Below are 21167 nucleotides of genomic sequence, written 5' to 3'. Positions count from 1 at the left end.
CGCGGGGAGGCGAGTTCAGAGCGCGTAAGCGGGCTCGCGGTCGGGCCGGTAGACCGGCTCCAGGGGCTCGATCGATGTCGAGGTCGACGACTCCGAGAAGTTTTCATCGGCGCCGTAGATTTCGCGGGCGACGGCGGTCGTCAGTTCGTCAGGGGCTCCATCGAACACCACAAGGCCGTCGCGCATGCCGACGACGCGATCGCAATAGCGCCGCGCGGTATCCAGGGTGTGCAGGTTGCACACGATCATGCGGCCATCCTCGTCATGGATGCGCCGCAACGTATCCATGACGATCTGCGCATTCATCGGATCAAGGGAAGCGATCGGCTCGTCGGCGAGGATAATTTTGGGATCCTGCATGAGGGCACGAGCAATGGCGACGCGCTGCTGCTGCCCGCCGGACAGGGCTTCGACGCGCTTGGCCGCATGATCCGCGATGCCGAGCCGGTCGAGGATGTCGATCGCGGTGTGGATGTCTTCGGTCGGGTAGAGGCTGAATACCGTAGAGAGGGTAGAGCGACGGTTGAGCGTGCCGTGCAGCACGTTGGAAACCACATCCAGCCTCGGCACCAGATTGAATTGCTGGAAGATCATGGCGCAGTCGCGCTGCCAGGAACGCAATGCGGCTCCCCGCAGGGCCGACACCTCGACACCGGCAAAGGAAATCGCGCCCTCGGAAGGGTCGATCAGCCGGTTGATCATGCGCAGCAGCGTCGATTTGCCGGCGCCGGAACGGCCAATGATCCCGACCATCTGGCCGTCATCGATCGCAAGATCGACGCCACTGACCGCCACCTTGTTGCCGAAGCGCCGCGTGACCATCCGGATTTCGAGCATGAAGCCGTCCCCGCTAGGCGTTTTTCGCCTTTCGTCACGACTCCGCTAGCCGAGCCAGATGAAGGTGGAATGTCAGGATAGTGACAGTTGTGTTACAGGCCACAGCCGCCTTGCGACCCCGTGCGCGTGGGGCGCGAATACCAACTGCGGCGACGGCGCATCCCTGCGTTGAACGCGGGGCTCGTCTCGTCTATAGCTGGCGTCGATGATTTCCGGGCTGACATCGCAAGCGCCCCGCGGCGACCTCGAACGCGGTCGATTGAAGGCAGTCCGCACAGTCCTCGCGTGTACGCTGCTGGCGCTGCTCTTTGCGGCAGGTGGCAAGGTCGCCATTGCTCAGGATCAGCCTGCACCAACGACCCAGATCAAGGTTGGGGTCTATACGAGTCCGCCTTTCGTGATGGCGCGCGCGGACGGCTACGAGGGCATGGCGGTCGAGCTTTGGGAGGACGTCGCTGACCGGCTTGACCTCGATTTCAGCTACGAGGCCTACCCCACCATTCGCGCCCTCGTCGACGCAACGGCGGACGGTTCGATCGACGTGGCGGTCACCAACCTGACCATCACGCAGAACCGGGCGCACAGGATCGATTTCACCCATCCCTGGTTCGATGCCGGATTGCGGATTCTGGTCGCCGATGACAGGAGTGCCGGCTTGTCCGAGGTGATCGCCGGGCTTCGCGATTCCGGTCACCTGCGCGCCTATGCATGGCTGGGATTGGTCGTCCTGGCGGCGACCGGACTGTTGACCGTTTTCGACCGGCGTTTCGACACGAACTTTCCGCGACGGTGGCGCGAGGGCCTGGCCGAGAGTTTTCATACAGTGATGTCGGTCGCGACTTCGGGAAAGATGCCGTCGCGCAAGAACCTGTTCGGCTGGGTCGGTCGCATCTGGCAGGCGCTTTGGATGGTCTGCGGGATTGCCGTACTGGCCTATGTGACCTCCTCGGTGACCAGCGTGATGACGACGTTGTCGCTCACCAACCAGATCAACAGCCTCGAAGACCTGCCAGGCAAGCGCGTCGGCGTCTTCACCGGAAGTGTTGCCGAGGACTTCGCGCGGCAAGCCGGCATGCCTGCGCGATCGTTCGACGACGTGGGCTCGGCAGCAGCGGCCCTTGGGCAGGAGCGGGTCGCCGCCATCATCGGCGACGCACCAGTGCTCGAATATTTCGCGCATACCAACCCGGAGGCAGGTCTCGATGTGGTCGGGCCGATCTTCGAACCGGACAAATACGGATTCGGGCTCGCGCACGGCAGCGCCCTGACGCGCCCCGTGACCATAGAGCTTCTCGGCATGCACGAAGGCGGCCGCATCGAGGCGCTGCGGGAACGCTATTTCGGCGAAGCACAGTAGCCCCGCATCAACGGCCTGGCGGTTTCGGGCCGTCGGCGATCATGCGCGCTCGACAGGCTGGCGCAGCACGGTCTTCAGCTTCGACGGATCGACCTTGCGCGGATCGCCAAGATAGATTTCGTGGTGCGGGCCGGCGAATGTGTAGCCGCGCGATGGCATGATTTCGTCGTGCAGACGCGCCAGAGCCGGGCCCTCGTCATCATAGGAGCCGATATGCATCATCTGCAGGCAAAGGCCCTCTTCGAGAGAGGCCAGCCTCAGGCTTTCCGGGGGTACGCCCAGCTTTCGCGAGGACTTGGCGATCGCGCCTTCGAACAGAGTTTCGTCAATAAAGTCGGGCGCCATGATCATCATGGTCCACCGCCATTCGTCCTTGCGACGTTCGACAAAACTCCGCGGATCGTCCGCCCACCACAACCCTTCGAGCGGCGCTACCACATAATCCTTGCCTCGAGCCTTGGCGGCGAATTTTGCCGCGTAACTTACCGAATAGAGCCATTCGAGAGCCTGCCGGTACGCGTCCGCGGTGTTGGGATCGCCGGCACCGTCGATCATGACAAACTGCAGGCGGGGCACGTTCACCTCCAGCCATTCGCCTGCCGGCGGGGCGTAGAGTGCCTTCAGCGTCTTCTTGACGTCCAACTTTTGCATCGCCTCCTCCAAGCGTGAAACCGTCCTTCGCAGCCAGACCTGTTCGGACTCGATCTGGCCAAGGGCATAATCGAACATTGCGTCCACGAAGGCCGGCAGGGTCTGCTGGCGGGCGCGGATGCCGGCGAGTCGCTTCGCCTCGGCAACAAGGGCCGCGCCGCGCGCTGCCAGCGCACCGATTCCGTCGGTCGTCTCAAGGGCCGGCCAGTTGGCCAGGCCGAGCAGCAGACGCGGGTAGAGCCGCTGGGGCTCCGCCAGCGTGCGCCGCGTCTCGTCGGCAAGCATGCGTCTACCCTCACCGGTGATGCGGAAGGGACGTCGCGCCTTGCCGCCACCGCCCCCGGGCAGCGGTTCGACCAATCCAGCCTTGCGAAGCTTGTCGAGCAGGAAATAGATCGACGAGAAACCGATCTCGGTCCACTCGCGCAGTCCCCTTTCCTCGATCAGACGTTCGATCTCGTACCCATGCCGCGCCGCCTCGCCAAGCAGGCTCAGGATCGCGAACTCTGCGCTGCTCAGGCTTTTCATATTCTAGCGCTAGAATATTGACGTGAAGGTTGTCAACCGCGTGCCGGGCGACGGATGGTCAGCCGCCGTGCTTTTCCAAGAACTGGTCTGCGCTCAGGCCGCGGAAATCGTCGAGTGTGGCGCGCAGGCGACCATGGTCCCAATGCCACCAGGCAAGCGCCTGAAAGCGCTCCGCCGTCCTGCGGTCGAAGCGCTCGCGGATCGGCCTGGCCGGCACGCCGCCGACGATGGTGTAGGGTGCGACGTCCTTCGATACCACCGCGCCTGCGCCGACAGCGGCGCCGTCACCGACGGTCACGCCGGGCAGGACCGTCGAGCCGTGCCCTAGCCAGGTATCATGACCGATCGTGACCTTGTTGCCGCGCCGCCATTCGAAGAATTCCTCCTCGTGCACGGCATCGTCCCAATAGTCGGCAGCGCGATAGGTGAAATGATGCAACGTCGGCCGCCAAGTGGGATGGTTGGTGGCGTTGATGCGTACGGCCGCGGCAATGTTGGCAAACTTGCCGATCTGGGCGCACCAGACGCCGCAATCCTGCATGAGGTAGGAATAGTCGCCAAGGACGGAATCATGGAAGCGGGTGCGCTCGGCGATTTCTGTGTAGCGGCCGAGTGTCGAGCCCTCCATCTCCGCGCTCGGATGGACATGCGGCATTTCCGAAAGCTTCGGCATCAGGCGGCGGTCCTTGCTGGTGCGAAATCGGTCACGTCGATGACGCGGTCGGCGACGGCCTCGCGTACGTCCTGGTCGTGGAAAATGCCGAGCAGGGCGACTCCGGCCTGCTTCTTTTCCGCAATCATCGCCATCACCACCTCGCGGTTCTTGGCATCGAGCGACGCCGTCGGCTCATCAAGGAGCAGGATCGGATGGCTGGTAATGAAGCCGCGGGCAATGTTGACGCGCTGCTGTTCGCCGCCCGAGAAGGTGGCCGGCGGCAGGTCCCAGAGTTTTGCGGGCAAGTTGAGCCGGCCAAGCAGGTCGCGCGAGCGCCGCATCGCCTCATCGCGGCCGCGTCCTCGCGCCAGCAGCGGTTCGGCGACGATGTCAAGCGCCGAGACCCGCGGCACCACGCGCAGAAACTGGCTGACATAGCCGATGGTGTCGCGACGGATCGCCAGCACGTCGCGCGGGCTCGCTGTCGCCATGTCAACGAGGCGGCCATGATGTTCGACGATCACCTGGCCGGTGTCGACGGCGTAGTTGCCATAGAGCATCTTCAGGATGGAACTCTTGCCGGCACCGGAGGGGCCGCCAAGCACGGCACATTCGCCCGCTTTGAGCGAGAACGACACCTGTTCGACCACTGGCAGGCGCACGCCATCGCGCAGATGCATGGTGAAGCTCTTGGCGAGTTCCGAAACAACGAGGGGCGTCGCCATCATCACACCTGCAGGATCGAGGAGACGAGAAGCTGCGTGTAGGGCGCCTGCGGGTCGTCCAGCACGCGGTCGGTCAGGCCGTGTTCGACCACCTTGCCGTCCTTCATCACCATCATGCGATGCGAAAGCAGCCTCGCAACGGCAAGGTCGTGGGTGACGACGATCGCCGCCAGTCCGAGATCGGCGACCAGCCCACGCAACAGGTCGAGCAGGCGCGCCTGCACCGACACGTCGAGCCCGCCGGTCGGCTCGTCCATGAAGACCAGGCGCGGATGCGTGACCAGGTTGCGGGCGATCTGCAGCCGCTGTCGCATGCCGCCGGAGAAGGCGCGCGGCTGATCGTCGACACGATCCTCGGCGATCTCGACCCGGCCGAGCCAGTCGACCGCGGTGGCGCGGATATTGCCGTAGTGGCGGTCGCCGACCGCCATCAACCGCTCGCCGACATTGGCGCCGGCGGAGACCGTCATCCTGAGCCCGTCGGCCGGGTTCTGATGCACGAACCCCCAGTCGGTACGCATCAGGAAACGGCGCTCGGCCTCGCTCATGCGGTAGAGGTCGCGCCACTCGCCGTCTCGGGCGCGGTAGCTGACCGTGCCGGCCGTGGGCATCAGCCGGGTGGAGACGCAATTGAGCAGCGTCGTCTTGCCGGACCCGGACTCGCCGACGACCGCCAACACCTCTCCCGGCCAGAGGTCGAAGGAAACATCGGCGCAGCCGACCCGGGAGCCATAGGATTTGGAAAGCGCCGCAACGCGCAGCAATGGCATGTCGTCGGTCACGGCCTTCCCGCTCCCTTGATGGATAGTTGGTCGATGGCGGGAGACCCTACCGGGCTGACTTCGTTCGCCTCCCTCCCCTCGGGAGGGAGAGAACTGCCGGTATGGCCATCCGCCCGCCTGCCCTCGCAAAAATCGGTATCGGAGCAGACAAACATGCGCCCGCCACGGTCGTCGAGGATGACCTCGTCAAGATAGACGTTTTCGGCGCCGCACAGCGCGCAGGGCTTGTCGAATTCCTGCACCTTGAAGGGGTGATCCTCGAAATCGAGGCTGATGACCTCGGAATAGGGCGGAATGGCATAGATACGCTTTTCGCGCCCGGCACCGAAGAGCTGCAGGGCTGGCGAGCGATGCATCTTGGGATTGTCGAATTTCGGCGTCGGCGAAGGGTCCATGACATAACGGCCCTCGACCTTGACCGGGTAGGCGTAGGTGGTTGCAATGTGGCCGTGGCGGGCTATGTCCTCGTAGAGCTTCACATGCATCAGCCCGTATTCCTCAAGCGCGTGCATCTTGCGCGTCTCGGTTTCGCGTGGCTCGAGGAAACGCAGCGGCTCCGGGATCGGCACCTGATAGACAAGCACCTGGCCTTCGACGAGCGGATGTTCTGGAATGCGATGCCGGGTCTGGATGATGGTCGCCTTGGCCGTCTCGGTGGTCACAGCGACATTGGCGACCTTCTGGAAAAAGGCGCGGATGGAAACGGCGTTGGTGGTGTCGTCTGCACCCTGATCGATGACCTTGAGGACGTCGTCGGGTCCGATCACCGAGGCCGTCACCTGGACGCCGCCGGTACCCCAGCCAAAAGGCATCGGCATCTCGCGCGAGGCGAACGGCACCTGATAGCCAGGAATGGCGATCCCCTTGAGGATCGCGCGCCGGATCATGCGCTTGGTCTGCTCGTCGAGATAGGCAAAATTGTAGGTTGCGATGCCTGACATAGCGCTTACCGTCGATACGTAAGGATGGTGGTCTCGGGAGCTGCCGCATGGACCAAGCCGGGTGGATACGCGTGGGGATGCTGATCGGGGCATTTGCCGTCGCCGTCCTGCTCATTCTCAGGCCAAGGCTGTTCCGCTACAGGCGCCCCCAGCACAGCAGCAGGGTCCCGCCTCAAAGCATTCTTGTCTGGCCGGGCGAACGATCTCACAATCACGATTCGGGTAGCGGCGGTTTCTCCGACGGCGGTGGCAACGGAGGCGGGGGCGACTGACGTCATGGCGCCGCCCGCATCGACCCTGAAACGCGAAGGCAGATCGTGCGTTTCCTTCAAGGAAAGGAGACAAACATGGATCTCGTCATCCTGCCGGTGATTCTGGCACTGCTGCTGACCGCCTATCTCATCTATCGCGGTTACCGCGCCCGCGCGCGCGGCAAGCGAACGCCGGATCAGGACCATTAGACCGGTTCCGTCACCGCCCGAAAGTCGCCCGGCGGCGACGCGTGTCATTTTAGCGATCCGGTTGCCGGAACGATAAGATTTGCTGGCTATCCTCGCCCGCGAGGAGAAGCACAGGGAAGTGCCATGGACTTCCTCGTCGAGTATCTGACCGTCAAAAGCGTTGCCATCGCCGTTGCGCTGGCCGCGACGATGATCGTCATTCGAGGGTTGGCGCAGGGCAGCCGCGAGGCGAGCGGCCGTACACGCGCGGACCTCCATGGCAGTGAAGGGTTTGCCGGCAACTGGAGCGATTTCGGCGGTACCGGCGACAGCGGGGGATGCGGCGGAGACTGACCTCACTCTGCTGCCTCCCGCTGTTCGCCGGCGTCCTTTTTCTCACGCTGCTCGAACTCGGCGCGCAGGTGGCGCACGAGATCGAGTTCGGCCTGGAAATCGACATAGTGCGGCAGCTTCAGATGTTCGACGAAGCCAGTCGCCTGCACATTGTCTGAATGCGAGACGACGAACTCTTCGTGCTGCGCAGGCGCCGTGACATCCTCGCCGAACTCGCGCGCACGCAGTGCACGATCGCACAGGGACATCGCCATCGCCTTGCGCTCGGACTGGCCGAAGACGAGCCCATAGCCACGCGTGAACTGGGGGGGTGCCTTGGCCGAGCCCTTGAACTGGTTGACCATCTGGCACTCGGTGACACGGATACGCCCGAGCGGTACCGGAAAGGGCAATTCGGGCACATCGAGCTCAATCTCGACCTCGCCGATCCTTATTTCGCCGACGAAGGGATGCGAGCGGGCATAGCCGCGCTGGGTCGAATAGGCGAGCGCCAGAAGGAAGCCCTCGTCGCCTCGAGCCAGCGCCTGCAGGCGCAGGTCGCGATCCATCGGAAACTCCGGCGGTTCGCGCGTAATGTCTCCGGGGTCGCGATTGTCAGGCAGCGCGCCGTCATCCTCGATCAATCCTTCGTTGGCGAGGATCAAAGACACGCGCGGCATCTTTTCGTCGTCGGCTTCGCGTCTCGCCGGCTCGCCCACCGGCACGTCGCTCGCGAGCTGTGGGTCGAGCAGGCGATGGGTGTAGTCGAAGGTCGGGCCGAGCAACTGGCCGCCCGGCAGATCCTTGTAGGTTGCCGAGACGCGACGCTCGACCAGCATGGCACCGGTATCCACCGGCCTTGCATAACCGAAGCGCGGCAGCGTGGTGCGATAGGCGCGCACGAGGAAGATCGCCTCGATCAGGTCACCCCGCGCCTGCCGCACAGCGAGCGCAGCCAGGTCCCGGTCATAGAGCGAGCCTTCGGTCATGACGCGGTCGACGGCCAACGCCAGTTGTTCGACGATCTGGTCGAGGCCGAGGGCGGGCACGTCGCGCTCGCCCCGGCGGCGATCGGCCAGCAGCCGGTGCGCGTTCTCGATGGCGGCCTCGCCGCCCTTAACGGCGACATACATCTATGCGTCCTTTCCGGCGATGCGGGTTGTGCGCGGCAGGCAGGCGAGCGCGCCGGGCGCGACCAGAACAAGATCGATTCCGCGCGGGAACCGCGAATTGTTCTGGCGCCACTGGGTGGCGAAGTGGCGTGGCAGAGGCTGAGGCGCCAGCGTGGTGCTGGTCTCGATACCCGGACCGGTCAGCACCAGCTCCTCGCCGCCCGTCAGCGTCTCCGTCTGAAGAATCAGCGTCGCCGAGCGATCGGGATATTCCTGCGAACCCTGGGCGAAGTTTTCGAGAGCGATCAGTTCGCCCGGGCGCGACACCAGCGCGAAATGCGCCTCGGCAGGGGTGAAGGCGAGAGGGGCGCCGGTGTGGAAACCAAGCCACGCCCTGACCTCCTCGCTGGCGGAAAGCGGCGGGTCGAGCCAGACCGGCGTATCGTGATCACACAACGTCAGGGCCACAGCACCGGCTTCTGGCGAAAGCGGCGCCGGCGGCCGCGCCAGCGGCGGCAACTCGCCCGACGTTCCGGGCCGTGCCATGGCGTCCATGACGGCACGGAAAACGCCTTGTGCGGCGATGACCGGCTCTACAAAGCCACCATCGATCGAACGGCTGGAAAGTTCCATCAATCCTCTCCGCGCACCATGGTGAAAAAGTCGACCTTCGTGGCCGCGGTCTCGTCACGGCGGCGCTTGTCGGCTTCCGCCGCCGCTGCCGCCAGTGGCGTCACGATCCGCTCCTCGACCGCCGCACGCGCCTCGGCGCGCTGCCAGAGCGCGTCCACCGTCGCGGCGATGCGTGCCTTGTCGGCATCGCGACCGAGGGCATAGGAATGCCCGACCTCGCCGGTGACGAGCCGCACGGTGGCACGCGTCACCGTCGCCTCGCCCAGATTGAAGGCTGCGCCGCCACCGCCCATGCGCCCACGCAGCATGACGAGGCCGGTTTCCGGGCCACGAACCGGCTCCACCTCGACGGCGAGGCCGGATGCCTCCCAGAGCCGCCGTATCTCGTCGCCATCCGAGCGTGCCAGCAGCGCCATCGCCCGCCCGCGGTCGCTCAAAGCGCTGTTCGTGCCTGCTCTCATCCCTGGCTGATCCTGTTTATTTGTCTATTGATCTATACAATTATACAAGCTATGCGATTTTCTAGTGCTTGTCCATGACGGGCGCATGACAGGGGTGGTCAAATGGCAGGATCGGCGAAAGCAATGGAGCGTCGCAGCGGCATATCGCTGTGGCGCCAGATTGCCGACCAGATTCGACATGGCGTTGGAGCGGGCACACTGGCCGAAGGCGGGAGGCTGCCGCCCGAAACCGCGCTTGCCGCGCGCTTCGGCGTCAATCGGCACACTGTGCGCAACGCCATCGCCGCACTGATCGACGAAGGCGTGCTGCGCGCCGAGCAAGGCCGAGGCACTTTCGTCGAAGAGCGCAGACGGCTGAAATATCCGATCAGCGCACGCACCCGCTTTTCGGAAGGCCTGCGCGACCAGGCGCGCGACCGGCGCGGACATCTTCTGAGAGAGTCACGGGAAGCTGCCTCCGGCCGCGTTGCCGAGGCGCTCGATCTCGCCGACGGCGCGCCAGTCATCCGCATGGAAACCATGTCGGAAGCTGACGGACGGCCTGTCTCCCGGGCCACCAGCTGGTTCGACGCCGAGCGCTTCGCGGGCTTCGCCGATGCATTCCAGGAACTCGGCTCGGTGACGCTCGCGTTCAAACGCTATGGCGTCGAAGACTATTTTCGCCAGTCGACGCTGGTTTCGGCCCGCCACGCCGACGACGACGACCTCGACGATCTGGGGCTCGCGGCGGGCGCCATCGTACTGGTCACCATCGCGATCAATGTCGACATCGGCGGGCGGCCGATCCAGTTCTCGGAAACCCGCTTCGCCGCCGACCGTGTCGAGCTTTCCGTGACGCCACCGGCGTAACTCACGACCGCAATTGCTCGCGCCGCATCAGATAGAACGAAGCGGCGACGATCAGCGCCGCACCCGGCCAGAAGCCAAGCGTCGGCGCGGCGCCGAAGACCACCCAGCCAGCGAGAATGTTGAAGGGCAGCTTCAGGTCGTCGAAGGGCTGCAGATAGGCCGCATCCGCACTCGCATAGGCCCAGGTGAGCAGATATTGCGCCAGCGCGGTCAATGCGCCGGCGGCAAGAAGCGCACCCCATGCGGCACTGGTCGGAAGATCGAAGCCGGACCCCACCCAGACCAGCGCGTTGACCGGCGTCAGGAGCAAGAGCAGGTAAACGGTGATGCCGGCCGTGGGCTCAAGGCGGGTCAGATATTTGGTGATCAGGGACGTACCGGCCCAGCAGGCAGCCGCCAGAATAGGCAGCAGCGCATGCCGGGTGAATGCTTCCGACCACGGCGCGATGATAACCATGGCCCCGGCAAAGCCGGCGACGGTGGCGGCGATGCGCGTCGCATCGACACGCTCCCTCAGGAGCAGTCCGGCGCCGGCGACGACGAAGAAGGGTGAGGTCATGGCCAGCGCGATCGCCTGCCAGATCGGCACCACGGACAGCCCGTAGACCCAGACCTGGACCCCCGCGGCGGCAAGAAGAACGCGCACGAGGTGAAGACCGACGTGCCGCGTGTGCAGGATATGGACGCCACCGCGCCAGACGAGCGGCGCGCCCAGAACAAGAGCGATGCAATATTGCCAGAAGGCGACAGCCGGCGACGACGCGCCGGCAACGACCGTTGCCCACTGCACGGCAACGTTGAGCCCGGCGAAGGCGAGGCCGGCCGCGACCATGATCGCAGCACCGCGCAAAGCGGCCGTAGGCATGTTGGCAGAGGTGGTCTGGCTCATTGTGTCCGATCCTTTCGCATTGACCCAGATACCTCAGGGGATGCGGGACCGGACGTCGCAAAGCCCCCGGCTTGCGGCCGGCGGGCAGCGCAACGCTGATCCGTTCTCTTCCATCCGGACTTTCACCGTCGGCTTCGGATTCGCACCGAATCTGCTGACCCGCGACTGTCGCCGCGGCGCTCGCGGGCTTGGGGTTGCCCCCTTACCGCCGGTGGGGACTTCCACCCCGCCCTGAGAACGCCGGCGGCCCGATGATGGCAGCCGCCGACAGGGAAATTACGTCTGGCCGGCGCGGCGATCAAGATGCCGTTCCCGCCACACTGCCAAAGCTGCACATTCACATGACCGTCACGGCGAATTGAGCGGAGGAGAATGCCGCGTGATTGACCCTTCGGAAGGGCCATGCTCAATCGTCAGGCAAGGATAGAAAATGGGAGCCTTGCCAGTGAAAAAGACCCTTCTCGCCGCGCTCGGCCTGGCCTTTGCGAGCACAGCGGCCATGGCGGCCGAACTCGACCCGAAGGACTGGCCGGCGGTCGTCGCGGAGGCGAAGGGCGAAACCGTCTACTGGAACGCCTGGGGTGGCTCCGAAAACATCAACGCCTACATCGAATGGGCCGGCGCGGAACTGAAATCGCGATACGGCGTCACGCTGGTCCATGTGAAACTCGACGACACCGCCAACGCCGTCGCCAAGGTGGTTGCGGAAAAAGCCGCCGGCAAGGACGAGGGCGGCTCGGTCGACCTCATTTGGATCAACGGCGAGAACTTCGCCTCGATGAAGCGGCAAGGCCTCCTGTTTTCACCGGGCTGGGCTGAAGACCTCCCCAACTGGCGATATGTCGATATCGAGGAAAAGCCGACCATCCGCACCGACTTCACGATCCCCGTCGAGGGGCTCGAAAGCCCGTGGGGGATGGCCAAGCTGGTCTTCTTCCACGATTCGGCGCGCACCGAGATCCCCGATCTGCCGACCGACGCGCGCTCCCTGCTTGATTGGGCGAAGGCCAATCCGGGACGCTTCTCCTACCCCCAGCCGCCGGACTTCATTGGCTCTTCCTTCCTGAAACAGGTGCTGTCGGAACTGGTCGAAGATCCCTCGATACTGCTGAAGGCGGTCGACGAAACAACCTTCGAGCAGGATGCCGCGCCGCTGTTTGCCTATCTGGATGAACTGCACCCGGTGATGTGGCGCTCGGGCCGCGCCTATCCGCAAAACTATCCTGCGATGAAGCAGATGCTGGCCGACAGCGAGGTCGATATCATCTTCGCCTTCAATCCGGCAGAAGCATCGAGCGCGATCGCCAATGGCGAATTGCCGGACACGGTGCGCTCGTTCACCTTCCCCGAAGGCACGCTCTCGAACACGCATTTCGTCGCCATTCCCTACAACGCGGCCTCGAAGGCCGGCGCCCTGGTGACGGCCAACTTCCTGCTGTCGCCGGAAGCCCAGGCCCGCAAGCAGGACCCGAAGGTCTGGGGAGACCCGACCGTGCTGGCGATCGACAAACTCGACGAGGCCGGCCGCGAGCGCTTCGCCGCGCTTGATCTCGGCATCGCGACGCTCAGGCCGGACGAACTCGGGCCGGCAATCGACGAACCGCATCCGAGCTGGATGGAGCGGATCGAGGCGGAATGGAAGACGCGCTACGGCGTCGCGAACTGACCCTGACGCGCCTCGCGGGGACGGCGCCGACGGTGACCGATCGTAAAGGCGCCCGAGAATGCTGACCCGGTTCGGCCCACCGCTGGCTGTGGCATTGCTATCGGGGCCGATCCTGTTGGGGCTTGCCGGTACGGTGCTGCCGGCCTTTGGCTACCTGCCGGCGCTTGGCGGGGAGAGCTTCTCGCTGACACCGTGGCGGGCGCTTTTCGCCCAGCCGGGCATCGCCACCTCGTTCGGGCTGAGCGTATTTGCCGGGCTGTGCTCGGCCTTGGTTTCGTTGGCCGTTGTCATGTTTTTCGTCGCGGCGTGGGCCGGTACCCGCGCCTTCGAGCGCATGCAGCATTTGGTCTCGCCGCTACTGTCGGTACCGCATGCGGCGGCTGCCTTCGGTCTTGCCTTCCTCGTCGCGCCATCCGGATTGCTGGCAAGGTTGACTTCACCCGAACTGACCGGCTGGACACGACCGCCGGATCTGCTGATCGTGCACGACCCGATGGGGCTGACCATGATCGCCGGCCTTGTGGTCAAGGAAATCCCGTTCCTGCTGCTGGTCACGCTGGCAGCCCTGCCGCAGGTGCCGCTTGCACGCACACGCGCATTGTCGGCTTCACTTGGCTACGGCCGCATCGCCGGTTTCCTGTTCGGCCTGTGGCCGCCGATTTATAGCCAGATCAGGCTCGCGGTCTTCGCTGTCATAGCGTTTGCCTCTTCGGTCGTTGACGTGGCCGCAATCCTCGGACCCCTGACGCCACCGACCCTTGCCGTGCGCCTGGTCGAATGGATGAACGACCCGGAACTGTCGATGCGTTTTCTGGCCTCGGCGGGCGCGGTGCTGCAGCTAGCCGCCAGCGCGACGGCGCTCCTGGTCTGGGTCGTGCTCGAGCGGCTGTCGGCCGCCGCCCGCGACCGGTTCGCCGCAGGCGGGCTGAGGTTTCGGAACGATGCGGTTCTGCGCCATGCAGGCCTGTGGGCGATGTCGCTTTCGGCACTTGTCGTGGCCGCCGGACTGGCGGCACTGGCGATCTGGTCGGTCGCCGGCCTGTGGCAATATCCCGACGCGCTGCCGCGCAGCTTTTCGCTGAAGACCTGGATCGCGACGGCGCCTCGGATCGCGGAGCCGCTCACGGTCACGCTTGCCACCGGCCTCGCCGCGACCGTCATCGCGCTCGGCCTCACCCTGCTTTGCCTCGCGCGCGAGGATGAATCCGGCCGTACCCTCGGCAACAAGGCGCTCTACCTGATCTACCTGCCGCTGCTGGTGCCGCAGGCCGCCTTCCTGTTCGGACTGCAACTGCTCTTCCTTCTGGCGCGAATGGATGCCAGCCTGCCGGCGCTCGTTTTCGCGCACCTTATCTTCGTCATGCCCTATGTCTTCCTGTCGCTTTCCGATCCCTGGCGCTCCTTCGACCGGCGTTATGATGCCGTCGCCGCGGGGCTAGGCGCCTCGCGCCGCCGCGCTCTCGCCGCCATCCGGCTGCCCATGCTGACGCGCGCCATCTTGACGGCGGCCGCGGTCGGCTTCGCCGTATCCGTCGGGCTTTATCTGCCGACCGTACTGATCGGCGCCGGACGCCTTACCACCATCACGTCGGAAGCAGTGGCGCTTGCGTCGGGAGGCAACCGCCGTGTCATCGGCGTTTATGCCTTCCTGCAGATGGCGCTGCCGGCACTAGGCTTTCTCGTTGCCACCGCGATACCAGCACTGATATTCCGGCGGTTCCGCGCCATGCGGGTCTGACGAAGCAGGTGACTTTGGCAAAAGGGCTGAAACTCGACGGCGTTTCGATCGCGCTCGGCAACCGTATTCTGCTTGCGGTCGACCATGAGGCGGCGCCGGGCGAGGTGCTGACCATCATGGGGCCTTCGGGCTCCGGAAAGTCGACGCTGCTTGCCTATGTCGGCGGCTTCCTCGACCCGGCCTTCCGCGCAACGGGCCGCGTCTTCGTCGACGGCACCGAACTCACGGCGCTGGCGCCGGAGGACCGGCATGCCGGCATCCTGTTCCAGGATCCGCTGCTGTTCCCGCATATGAGCGTCAACGGCAACCTGCTTTTTGCCATCCCGCGCGCGGTCAGAGGCAAGGCCGAGCGGCTTTCGCTGGCAACCGCCGCTCTCGAAGGCGTGGGACTCGCCGGCCTTGGCGAACGGGATCCCGATACCTTGTCGGGCGGGCAGAAGGCCCGCGTGGCACTCGCTCGCGTCCTCTTGGCAGAGCCGCGTGCACTCTTGCTGGATGAACCCTTCTCCAAGCTCGACGCCGATCTGCGCCAGCAGATCAGGATGCTCGTCTTCGCCAAGGCGCACGAAAAGGGACTGCCGGTACTGCTCGTGACCCATGACGAGGCCGATGCCGAAGCCGCCGGTGGCGCGGTGTTGCGTATTGGCTGAGGAGATGCGCAGCGTTCCCGCACTACCCGATCTGCCCGTCGTGGAATGCCTCCCGGCCCTGCGCGCAGCGCTTGCGGGTGACGGCGCGGCCGTGCTCGTCGCCCCGCCCGGCGCCGGCAAGACCACGCTCGTGCCGCTGGCGCTGCTCGGCGAGGCGTGGCTCGGCGACGGCATCATCCTTTTGCTCGAACCGCGCCGCCTGGCGGCGCGCGCCGCTGCCAGGCGCATGGCGGTGCTGCTGGGCGAAAATACGGGCGAGACGGTCGGTTACGTCATGCGCATGGACAGGAAGGCGTCGGCAAAGACGCGTGTCCTCGTCGTCACCGAGGGCGTGCTGGCGCGCATGATCCTCGACGATCCGGAACTCAAGGGCGTCTCGGCCGTGATCTTCGACGAGTTCCACGAGCGCTCCCTCGACGGCGATTTCGGGTTGGCGCTGGCGCTTGACGTGAGGAACGGACTCAGGACCGATCTGCGGCTGCTGGTCATGTCGGCGACGCTTGACGGGGCGCGGGTGGCAAAACTCCTAAGCAACGCACCGGTGATCGAGAGCGCCGGCCGCGGCTTTCCGGTCGACATCCGTTACCACGAGAGGTCGGCCAACGAAGCGCTCGAAGAAGCAATGGCACGGCAAATCAGGACGGTACTGGCTTCGGAAACCGGCAGCGTCCTCGCATTTCTGCCGGGCCAGCGCGAGATCGAGCGCACTGCCGAGCGGCTTGACGGCAGGGTCAGTGCGGATGTCGAGGTAATGAAGCTCTTCGGCGCCATGGACGGCAAGGCGCAGGACGCGGCGATCCGCCCGGCGCCGGCGGGCCGGCGCAAGGTGGTTCTGGCGACCGCCATCGCCGAAACCTCGATCACCATCGACGGGGTGCGGGTGGTCATCGATTGCGGTTATTCGCGGCTGCCGAAATTCGAACCGGCCACCGGCCTGACGCGGCTGGAAACCGTGCGTGTGTCCCGCGCGTCCGCGGACCAGCGCGCCGGTCGCGCCGGCCGCACCGAACCGGGCGCCGCGATCAGGCTGTGGCGAGCGGAACAGACCGCGTCCCTGCCCGCCTTCACGCCCCCGGAAATCCTCGAGGCCGACCTGTCCGGCCTGATGCTCGACTGTGCGGCCTTCGGCGTCACGAACCCTGCGCGGCTTGCCTTTCTCGACCCGCCGCCGAAAGCCGCGCTGGAGACGGCGCGCGCCCTGCTTCTCGACCTGGGCGCGATCGATGCCGACGCCAGGCTTACCGCGGACGGCGAGGCAATGCGCAAGCTCGCTTTGCCGGTACGGCTTGCGCACATGGTTGCGAAGGCGAGCGCACGGGGAAGTGCGGGGCGCGCTTCGGAACTCGCGGTGCTCCTGACCGAGCGCGGGCTGGGCGGCTCGGACCCCGATCTCGATGCCCGGCTGGATCGCTTCCGCCGCGATCGCGGCCAACGCGCCGAAAGTGCGCGCATTCTGGCCAGGAGAATTGCCGGGTCGGCCACGGAGCCTCGACGCGCAGTCGCGGACGAACCAACCTCGGGTCTCCTGTTGCTCGAGGCCTGGCCGGACCGCGTCGCCAGGGCCCGTGGCGAGCGTGGCCGGTTTGTGCTTGCCAATGGCCGCGGCGCCGAAATCGATGCCTCCGACCGGCTCGCCGGCGAGGAGTTTCTGGTTGTGGCCGACCTGCAGGGCAAGGCGCGCAACGCCCGCATCGCGGCAGCGGCCAGAATTACAGAGGCGGACATCGTCGACAGGCTCGGGGAGCGGATCGGGGTTCGCAGCGAAACGATGTTCGACACGGAGAGGAAGTCCGTCCGCACGCGGGAGACCAGGCGGCTTGGCGCGATCACGCTCGGCGAACGCCTGCTGCCGCCGCCGACGGGTGTGGAGGCAGATCAGGCGATCCTGGAAGCGATACGCGTCCATGGCCTCGCCATCCTGCCCTGGGGGAAAACGTCGACCGCCTTGAGGCACAGGCTGGGTTGGCTCCATCGAGGGCTTGGTACACCATGGCCCGACGTTGCCGATAATGCCCTGCTCACGCGCCTCGAAGACTGGCTGGCGCCGTTTCTTCCTGGCAGCGCGGCAGTTGTCGACATTTCAGACCGCGCCCTGGCCGACGGGCTGGCCTCGCTGGTTCCATACGAATTGCAGAACAGCATCGGCCGGCTCGCGCCGACGCATTACGACGCGCCGTCGGGCAGCCGCGTTCCTATCGAATATTCGGGCGAGGAGCCGGTGCTGGCGATCCGGGTGCAGGAATTGTTCGGGCTGGCCGAACATCCCGCGATTGTCGAAGGCCGGGTGCCGCTGACGCTCGAGCTGCTTTCGCCGGCGAACCGACCGATCCAGACCACACGCGACCTGCCGGGTTTCTGGCGCGGCTCCTGGAGAGATGTGCGCAGTGACATGCGCGGCCGCTACCCGAAGCATTACTGGCCGGAAGACCCCAGGGCCGCCGAGGCGACCGCGCGCGCCAAGCCGCGCCGCTGAGCTCGGAATTCCTTGGCCAGAGCGGACCGCCGGGCCTATAGGGAGGCATGTTGCAGAACCTGCTTGCACCGGACACGCAGAAAAGCCGCCAGCTTCGGCTGAACACGCTGATCCGCCTGCGCTGGCTCGCCATCATCGGCCAGAGCGCAGCGGTACTGGTGGTCGCCTACTGGATCGAATTTCCGGTACCGGTAAGCCTCTGCTTCGCGCTCATCGCTGGGTCGGCCTGGCTCAACCTGTTCCTTGCCTTCCGCTATCCGGCGACCCATCGGCTGAAGCCGGCAGCGGCCTTCAGCCTGCTCTTCCTCGACGTCCTGCAGCTCGCCGGGCTGCTCTACCTGACCGGCGGCCTGACCAACCCCTTCGCCATACTCCTGACCGTGCCGGTGATCGTCTCGGCCTCGTCGCTTCCGCTGGCGCTGACCGCGGTGCTGGGACTGGTGGTAGCAATCCTCGCCTCGTTGCTCGTCACCTTCCATCTGCCGCTGCCCTGGTATGGGGGTGCCGACCTCGAGATGCCATTCCTCTATGTTTTCGGCATGTGGATCGCCATTCTGTCGACGACCGCCTTCACCGCGATCTACGCCTGGCGTGTCGCGGAAGAAGCGCGCCAGCTCGCCAACGCCCTGAGCGCGACGGAACTGGTTCTGCAGCGCGAACAACACCTTTCCGCGCTCGATGGGCTGGCTGCCGCTGCTGCCCATGAGTTGGGCACGCCGCTCGCGACCATCGCGCTGGTCGCCAAGGAAATGGAACGCGCCTCCGGCAACGACCCCAAGTTTCGCGAGGACGTAGCCTTGCTGCGTTCGCAGACCAAACGCTGCAAGGAGATCCTGCAGCGGCTCACCAGCCTGTCCTCGCAGGGCGAGGAGCATATGGCGCGCATGACACTGAAATCGCTGATCGAGGACGTGATCGCACCGCATCGGGATTTCGGTATCGAAATAAGGCTGGAGCAAGGGCTCGCCGAGGGGCCGGAACCCGTCGGGCGACGCAATCCGGGCGTTATTTACGGCCTCGGCAATCTGGTCGAGAACGCGGTCGACTTTGCCCGCGAAGCCGTATTCGTCACCTGGAACTGGGATGCCTCGACCGTGTCGATCACGGTGACCGACGACGGATCAGGCTTTCCACCCGAAATCATCGACCGGATCGGCGAGCCCTACATGACGACGCGCGCAGGACCGCAAAGCGAGGCCGGCGGCGGGCTGGGCCTCGGCCTGTTCATCGCCAAGACGCTGCTGGAACGGTCAGGCGCCACGGTGAGTTTCAGTAACGCCAGCGGCCCGGTGCAGGGCGCCGTGGTCAAGGTGTCCTGGCCGCGCGATATCTTCCTCAGCGAGCCCCTGACCGTGGACGCGTTCGCATGACGCCGCGGAAATTGGATTTGGGCGAGATATTGAATAAATAGATGATGAGACGCCTGCATTGCGGAAGACCATGACGACCGACATCGAAGACATCCTTGGCGAAGACCGTACCTTGCTGATCGTCGACGACGACCGGCCGTTCCTGACCCGGCTCGCGCGCGCCATGGAGACCCGTGGCTTCGTCGTTGACACCGCCGAATCGGTAGAGGAGGCGCTGGCGAAGGCCAAGGCAGCACCCCCAGCCTTCGCCGTGGTCGACATGCGGCTCGGCGACGGCAATGGCCTCGACGTGGTTTCGGCGATCCGCGAAAGGCGCGCGGAATCGCGAGCCGTCATCCTGACCGGCTATGGCAACATCGCGACGGCGGTCACCGCGGTGAAGCTAGGAGCGATCGACTATCTGGCAAAGCCGGCCGACGCGGACGACGTTTATGCCGCACTCACCAGCACGGAAGGTGAAAAGGTCGTGCCGCCTGAAAACCCGATGTCCGCCGACCGCGTACGCTGGGAGCACATCCAGCGCGTTTACGAGATGTGCGACCGTAACGTCTCGGAGACCGCGCGGCGGCTCAACATGCACCGCCGCACCCTGCAGCGCATTCTGGCAAAGCGCGCGCCGCGCTGAGCATCGCTCCGAACCGTCAGTCACTTTCCCCGTCAAGCGCCGGCACAGCAACACCACTCATTTCGGCCACCGTCACGCGCGCCGCGCCGGCGCGCGCGAAACGCAGCATCAGCGCCCGTCGCGTCGCCGGCGCCAACCGATGCTCGGGCGCTTCGCGGACAATCTCCGCCCCGTAGCCGTCGGAAAGAATGAAGCCGCATTCGGCCGGAAAGATCGAGGCCGGCACATCCGGGTGGGTGGCGAAAAAGAAGCGGTCGGAATGTTGCCGGTAGACCGGCCATTTGCGGTCGACGCGGAAATCCTCGACCGACGACTTGATCTCGACGATCCAGAACTCGCCATTTCGCATGATGGCGACGAGGTCCGCGCGGCGGCCGCTGGCGAGCGACAGTTCCGGCAGAACATGGGCGTTCATCGCCAGCAGCATTCGCTGGACACCACGGCGGATGATCAGCGCGCGCTCGGACTGGCGCCCGTCGGCGAGCGGATTTGAAGGAATCGGGCTGACGATCGGCATGCGCCCAGTTTGCCACCGCCACAGCGATGAGAGAACCTTTTCACAGACCGCGCCGCCACGCTGCTGCCATTTTCCGGTACGGCAAGAACGCGGGATCATTCTAGTTCGATTCTTCACAACTGCGTGAAAATGTTGCCAAAATACAATAAGCAGCGCGCCAAATACCGCGCGCGTACCGCCTACGGCCTATTGGCGTCTTGGCAAAACCCGTTTAAGCGGGTTTAACAAAGGTGGCGCAATGATGGCTCGAATCGGGCGCAATTGCGCATCGTGGGGAATAGCTCGGAACGTGTAGATGAAGATCAGATCTCTTGTAACAGTGGCCGGACTCGCTCTGGCGGTGGCACTGGCTGGCTGCACCGGCGGCTCACTCAGGATGTTCTCTTCTGAATATGGCTCGATGCGCGATGCCGGTTACCGGCTGCCATCGATTCCGATCTCCAAGGTGCCGCGTCAGTACCATCGGCAGATCGTGCGCTATGACACCAAGGAAAAGCCCGGAACGATCATCGTCGATACGTCCGAGAAGCACCTCTATTTCGTCATGCCCGAGGGAAAGGCGATGCGCTACGGAATCGGGGTCGGTCGCGAAGGTTTCGAGTGGAGCGGCGTGGCGCGGATCGCGGCAAAGCGTGAGTGGCCGGTTTGGACGCCGCCCCCGGCGATGATCAAGCGGCAGCCGGAACTGGCTAAGTACGCCAAGGGCATGCCACCCGGCCTCAACAACGCACTTGGCGCGCGGGCGCTCTACCTGCACAACAGGAGCGGCGACACGGGCTATCGCCTGCATGGAACACCGGAATGGGCTTCGATCGGCCGGGCGATGTCGTCAGGCTGCATCCGTCTGATCAATCAGGACATCATCGACCTCTACGACCGCGCCGAAGTCGGCGCGAAGGTCATCGTCAAATAGCACGCGGACCGTCCAGGCAACA

Annotated in this window: 21 protein-coding genes and 1 riboswitch; of the genes, 10 read left to right on the top strand and 11 right to left on the bottom strand. The window is 65.1% G+C overall.

Translation table 11 applies throughout. The features are described 5' to 3' along the window. Positions 1–15 precede the first annotated feature (15 nt). Positions 16–837 (bottom strand): phosphonate ABC transporter ATP-binding protein, encoded by an 822-nt coding sequence (gene phnC, locus FQ775_RS20635; protein ID WP_146300859.1) that lies wholly within the window; start codon positions 835–837, stop codon positions 16–18. Between the two features lie 259 nt (positions 838–1096). Between phnC and FQ775_RS20630 the strand changes: the two genes are divergently transcribed. Further along, a complete protein-coding gene (locus FQ775_RS20630; protein WP_246730199.1) occupies positions 1097–2194 on the top strand; it encodes a transporter substrate-binding domain-containing protein in 1098 nt (365 codons plus the stop codon). A gap of 39 nt (positions 2195–2233) precedes the next feature. Here the strand turns inward: FQ775_RS20630 and FQ775_RS20625 are convergent, their stop codons facing one another. Genes FQ775_RS20625 through FQ775_RS20605 form a run of 5 tightly spaced genes read right to left on the bottom strand, consistent with a single transcriptional unit; the run spans position 2234 to position 6476 of the window. Further along, positions 2234–3373: a GyrI-like domain-containing protein gene (locus tag FQ775_RS20625; protein WP_146300857.1), complete on the bottom strand. Its 1140-nt coding sequence runs from the start codon at positions 3371–3373 to the stop codon at positions 2234–2236. A 58-nt stretch (positions 3374–3431) separates the two neighbouring features. Further along, positions 3432–4049: a DapH/DapD/GlmU-related protein gene (locus FQ775_RS20620; protein ID WP_146300856.1), complete on the bottom strand. Its 618-nt coding sequence runs from the start codon at positions 4047–4049 to the stop codon at positions 3432–3434. Further along, positions 4046–4753, bottom strand: a complete 708-nt coding sequence (gene phnL / locus FQ775_RS20615; RefSeq protein WP_146300855.1) for a phosphonate C-P lyase system protein PhnL — start codon at positions 4751–4753, stop codon at positions 4046–4048. The genes FQ775_RS20620 and phnL overlap by 4 nt, the downstream gene beginning before the upstream one ends. Before the next feature lie 2 nt (positions 4754–4755). Continuing rightward, positions 4756–5523: a phosphonate C-P lyase system protein PhnK gene (phnK, locus tag FQ775_RS20610; protein ID WP_206064907.1), complete on the bottom strand. Its 768-nt coding sequence runs from the start codon at positions 5521–5523 to the stop codon at positions 4756–4758. Positions 5524–5531: 8 nt separating this feature from the next. Then, positions 5532–6476 (bottom strand): alpha-D-ribose 1-methylphosphonate 5-phosphate C-P-lyase PhnJ, encoded by a 945-nt coding sequence (locus tag FQ775_RS20605; RefSeq protein ID WP_146300853.1) that lies wholly within the window; start codon positions 6474–6476, stop codon positions 5532–5534. A gap of 584 nt (positions 6477–7060) precedes the next feature. Here FQ775_RS20605 and FQ775_RS20600 point away from each other — a divergent pair. Continuing rightward, positions 7061–7270, top strand: coding sequence for a hypothetical protein (locus FQ775_RS20600; RefSeq protein ID WP_146300852.1), 210 nt, complete (start codon positions 7061–7063; stop codon positions 7268–7270). A 2-nt stretch (positions 7271–7272) separates the two neighbouring features. Here FQ775_RS20600 and FQ775_RS20595 read toward each other — a convergent pair whose 3' ends face one another. Genes FQ775_RS20595 through phnG form a run of 3 tightly spaced genes read right to left on the bottom strand, consistent with a single transcriptional unit; the run spans position 7273 to position 9455 of the window. Next, positions 7273–8382: a carbon-phosphorus lyase complex subunit gene (locus FQ775_RS20595; protein ID WP_146300851.1), complete on the bottom strand. Its 1110-nt coding sequence runs from the start codon at positions 8380–8382 to the stop codon at positions 7273–7275. Then, positions 8383–8994, bottom strand: coding sequence for a phosphonate C-P lyase system protein PhnH (phnH, locus tag FQ775_RS20590; RefSeq protein ID WP_146300850.1), 612 nt, complete (start codon positions 8992–8994; stop codon positions 8383–8385). Further along, complete coding sequence (gene phnG, locus FQ775_RS20585; RefSeq protein WP_246730198.1) at positions 8994–9455, bottom strand: phosphonate C-P lyase system protein PhnG; 462 nt, start codon at positions 9453–9455, stop codon at positions 8994–8996. The genes phnH and phnG overlap by 1 nt, the downstream gene beginning before the upstream one ends. 123 nt (positions 9456–9578) lie before the next feature. On the opposite strand from phnG, the gene phnF reads away from it, so the two are divergent. Next, on the top strand, positions 9579–10304 hold the full coding sequence (gene phnF / locus FQ775_RS20580) for a phosphonate metabolism transcriptional regulator PhnF (protein ID WP_246730197.1): 726 nt from the start codon (positions 9579–9581) through the stop codon (positions 10302–10304). Between the two features lies 1 nt (position 10305). On the opposite strand, the gene FQ775_RS20575 is transcribed toward phnF, so the two are convergent. Then, positions 10306–11193, bottom strand: coding sequence for a DMT family transporter (locus FQ775_RS20575; protein WP_206064786.1), 888 nt, complete (start codon positions 11191–11193; stop codon positions 10306–10308). Positions 11194–11291: 98 nt separating this feature from the next. Beyond that, positions 11292–11436: riboswitch (FMN riboswitch) on the bottom strand. Positions 11437–11638: 202 nt separating this feature from the next. Here FQ775_RS20575 and FQ775_RS20570 point away from each other — a divergent pair. From FQ775_RS20570 to FQ775_RS20545, 6 genes are all read left to right on the top strand, one after another. Beyond that, the gene (locus FQ775_RS20570; RefSeq protein ID WP_256378197.1) at positions 11639–12859 is read left to right on the top strand and encodes an ABC transporter substrate-binding protein; all 1221 of its coding nucleotides are present in this window, start codon (positions 11639–11641) and stop codon (positions 12857–12859) included. Between the two features lie 58 nt (positions 12860–12917). Beyond that, positions 12918–14597, top strand: coding sequence for an ABC transporter permease (locus tag FQ775_RS20565; protein WP_146300847.1), 1680 nt, complete (start codon positions 12918–12920; stop codon positions 14595–14597). An 8-nt stretch (positions 14598–14605) separates the two neighbouring features. After that, positions 14606–15247, top strand: a complete 642-nt coding sequence (locus FQ775_RS20560; RefSeq protein ID WP_246730196.1) for an ATP-binding cassette domain-containing protein — start codon at positions 14606–14608, stop codon at positions 15245–15247. 4 nt (positions 15248–15251) lie between these two features. Continuing rightward, positions 15252–17720, top strand: a complete 2469-nt coding sequence (hrpB, locus tag FQ775_RS20555) for an ATP-dependent helicase HrpB (protein ID WP_146300845.1) — start codon at positions 15252–15254, stop codon at positions 17718–17720. A 47-nt stretch (positions 17721–17767) separates the two neighbouring features. Continuing rightward, complete coding sequence (locus tag FQ775_RS20550; protein ID WP_146300844.1) at positions 17768–19090, top strand: ActS/PrrB/RegB family redox-sensitive histidine kinase; 1323 nt, start codon at positions 17768–17770, stop codon at positions 19088–19090. Between the two features lie 70 nt (positions 19091–19160). Further along, positions 19161–19715: an ActR/PrrA/RegA family redox response regulator transcription factor gene (locus FQ775_RS20545; RefSeq protein WP_146300843.1), complete on the top strand. Its 555-nt coding sequence runs from the start codon at positions 19161–19163 to the stop codon at positions 19713–19715. A 16-nt stretch (positions 19716–19731) separates the two neighbouring features. Here the strand turns inward: FQ775_RS20545 and FQ775_RS20540 are convergent, their stop codons facing one another. After that, the gene (locus FQ775_RS20540) at positions 19732–20232 is read right to left on the bottom strand and encodes an MmcB family DNA repair protein (protein WP_146300842.1); all 501 of its coding nucleotides are present in this window, start codon (positions 20230–20232) and stop codon (positions 19732–19734) included. A gap of 295 nt (positions 20233–20527) precedes the next feature. Here FQ775_RS20540 and FQ775_RS20535 point away from each other — a divergent pair, with 295 nt between their 5' ends. After that, positions 20528–21145, top strand: coding sequence for a L,D-transpeptidase (locus FQ775_RS20535; RefSeq protein WP_146300841.1), 618 nt, complete (start codon positions 20528–20530; stop codon positions 21143–21145). Positions 21146–21167: the final 22 nt, after the last annotated feature.

The organism is Nitratireductor mangrovi, assembly GCF_007922615.2.
GTDB classification, from domain to species: domain Bacteria; phylum Pseudomonadota; class Alphaproteobacteria; order Rhizobiales; family Rhizobiaceae; genus Mangrovimarina; species Mangrovimarina mangrovi.
The sequence above is the reverse complement of the archived record's forward strand: the minus strand, read 5'-3'. Positions and strand labels throughout refer to the sequence as shown.

Coding starts and splice junctions, on each gene's coding strand:
- phnC (WP_146300859.1), bottom strand. CDS start 837: ATGCTCGAAATCCGGATGGTCACGCGGCGCTTCGGCAACAAGGTGGCG.
- FQ775_RS20625 (WP_146300857.1), bottom strand. CDS start 3,373: ATGAAAAGCCTGAGCAGCGCAGAGTTCGCGATCCTGAGCCTGCTTGGC.
- phnL (WP_146300855.1), bottom strand. CDS start 4,753: ATGGCGACGCCCCTCGTTGTTTCGGAACTCGCCAAGAGCTTCACCATG.
- phnK (WP_206064907.1), bottom strand. CDS start 5,523: ATGCCATTGCTGCGCGTTGCGGCGCTTTCCAAATCCTATGGCTCCCGG.
- FQ775_RS20605 (WP_146300853.1), bottom strand. CDS start 6,476: ATGTCAGGCATCGCAACCTACAATTTTGCCTATCTCGACGAGCAGACC.
- FQ775_RS20600 (WP_146300852.1), top strand. CDS start 7,061: ATGGACTTCCTCGTCGAGTATCTGACCGTCAAAAGCGTTGCCATCGCC.
- FQ775_RS20595 (WP_146300851.1), bottom strand. CDS start 8,382: ATGTATGTCGCCGTTAAGGGCGGCGAGGCCGCCATCGAGAACGCGCAC.
- phnH (WP_146300850.1), bottom strand. CDS start 8,994: ATGGAACTTTCCAGCCGTTCGATCGATGGTGGCTTTGTAGAGCCGGTC.
- phnG (WP_246730198.1), bottom strand. CDS start 9,455: ATGAGAGCAGGCACGAACAGCGCTTTGAGCGACCGCGGGCGGGCGATG.
- phnF (WP_246730197.1), top strand. CDS start 9,579: ATGGAGCGTCGCAGCGGCATATCGCTGTGGCGCCAGATTGCCGACCAG.
- FQ775_RS20575 (WP_206064786.1), bottom strand. CDS start 11,193: ATGAGCCAGACCACCTCTGCCAACATGCCTACGGCCGCTTTGCGCGGT.
- FQ775_RS20565 (WP_146300847.1), top strand. CDS start 12,918: ATGCTGACCCGGTTCGGCCCACCGCTGGCTGTGGCATTGCTATCGGGG.
- hrpB (WP_146300845.1), top strand. CDS start 15,252: ATGCGCAGCGTTCCCGCACTACCCGATCTGCCCGTCGTGGAATGCCTC.
- FQ775_RS20550 (WP_146300844.1), top strand. CDS start 17,768: ATGTTGCAGAACCTGCTTGCACCGGACACGCAGAAAAGCCGCCAGCTT.
- FQ775_RS20545 (WP_146300843.1), top strand. CDS start 19,161: ATGACGACCGACATCGAAGACATCCTTGGCGAAGACCGTACCTTGCTG.
- FQ775_RS20540 (WP_146300842.1), bottom strand. CDS start 20,232: ATGCCGATCGTCAGCCCGATTCCTTCAAATCCGCTCGCCGACGGGCGC.
- FQ775_RS20535 (WP_146300841.1), top strand. CDS start 20,528: ATGAAGATCAGATCTCTTGTAACAGTGGCCGGACTCGCTCTGGCGGTG.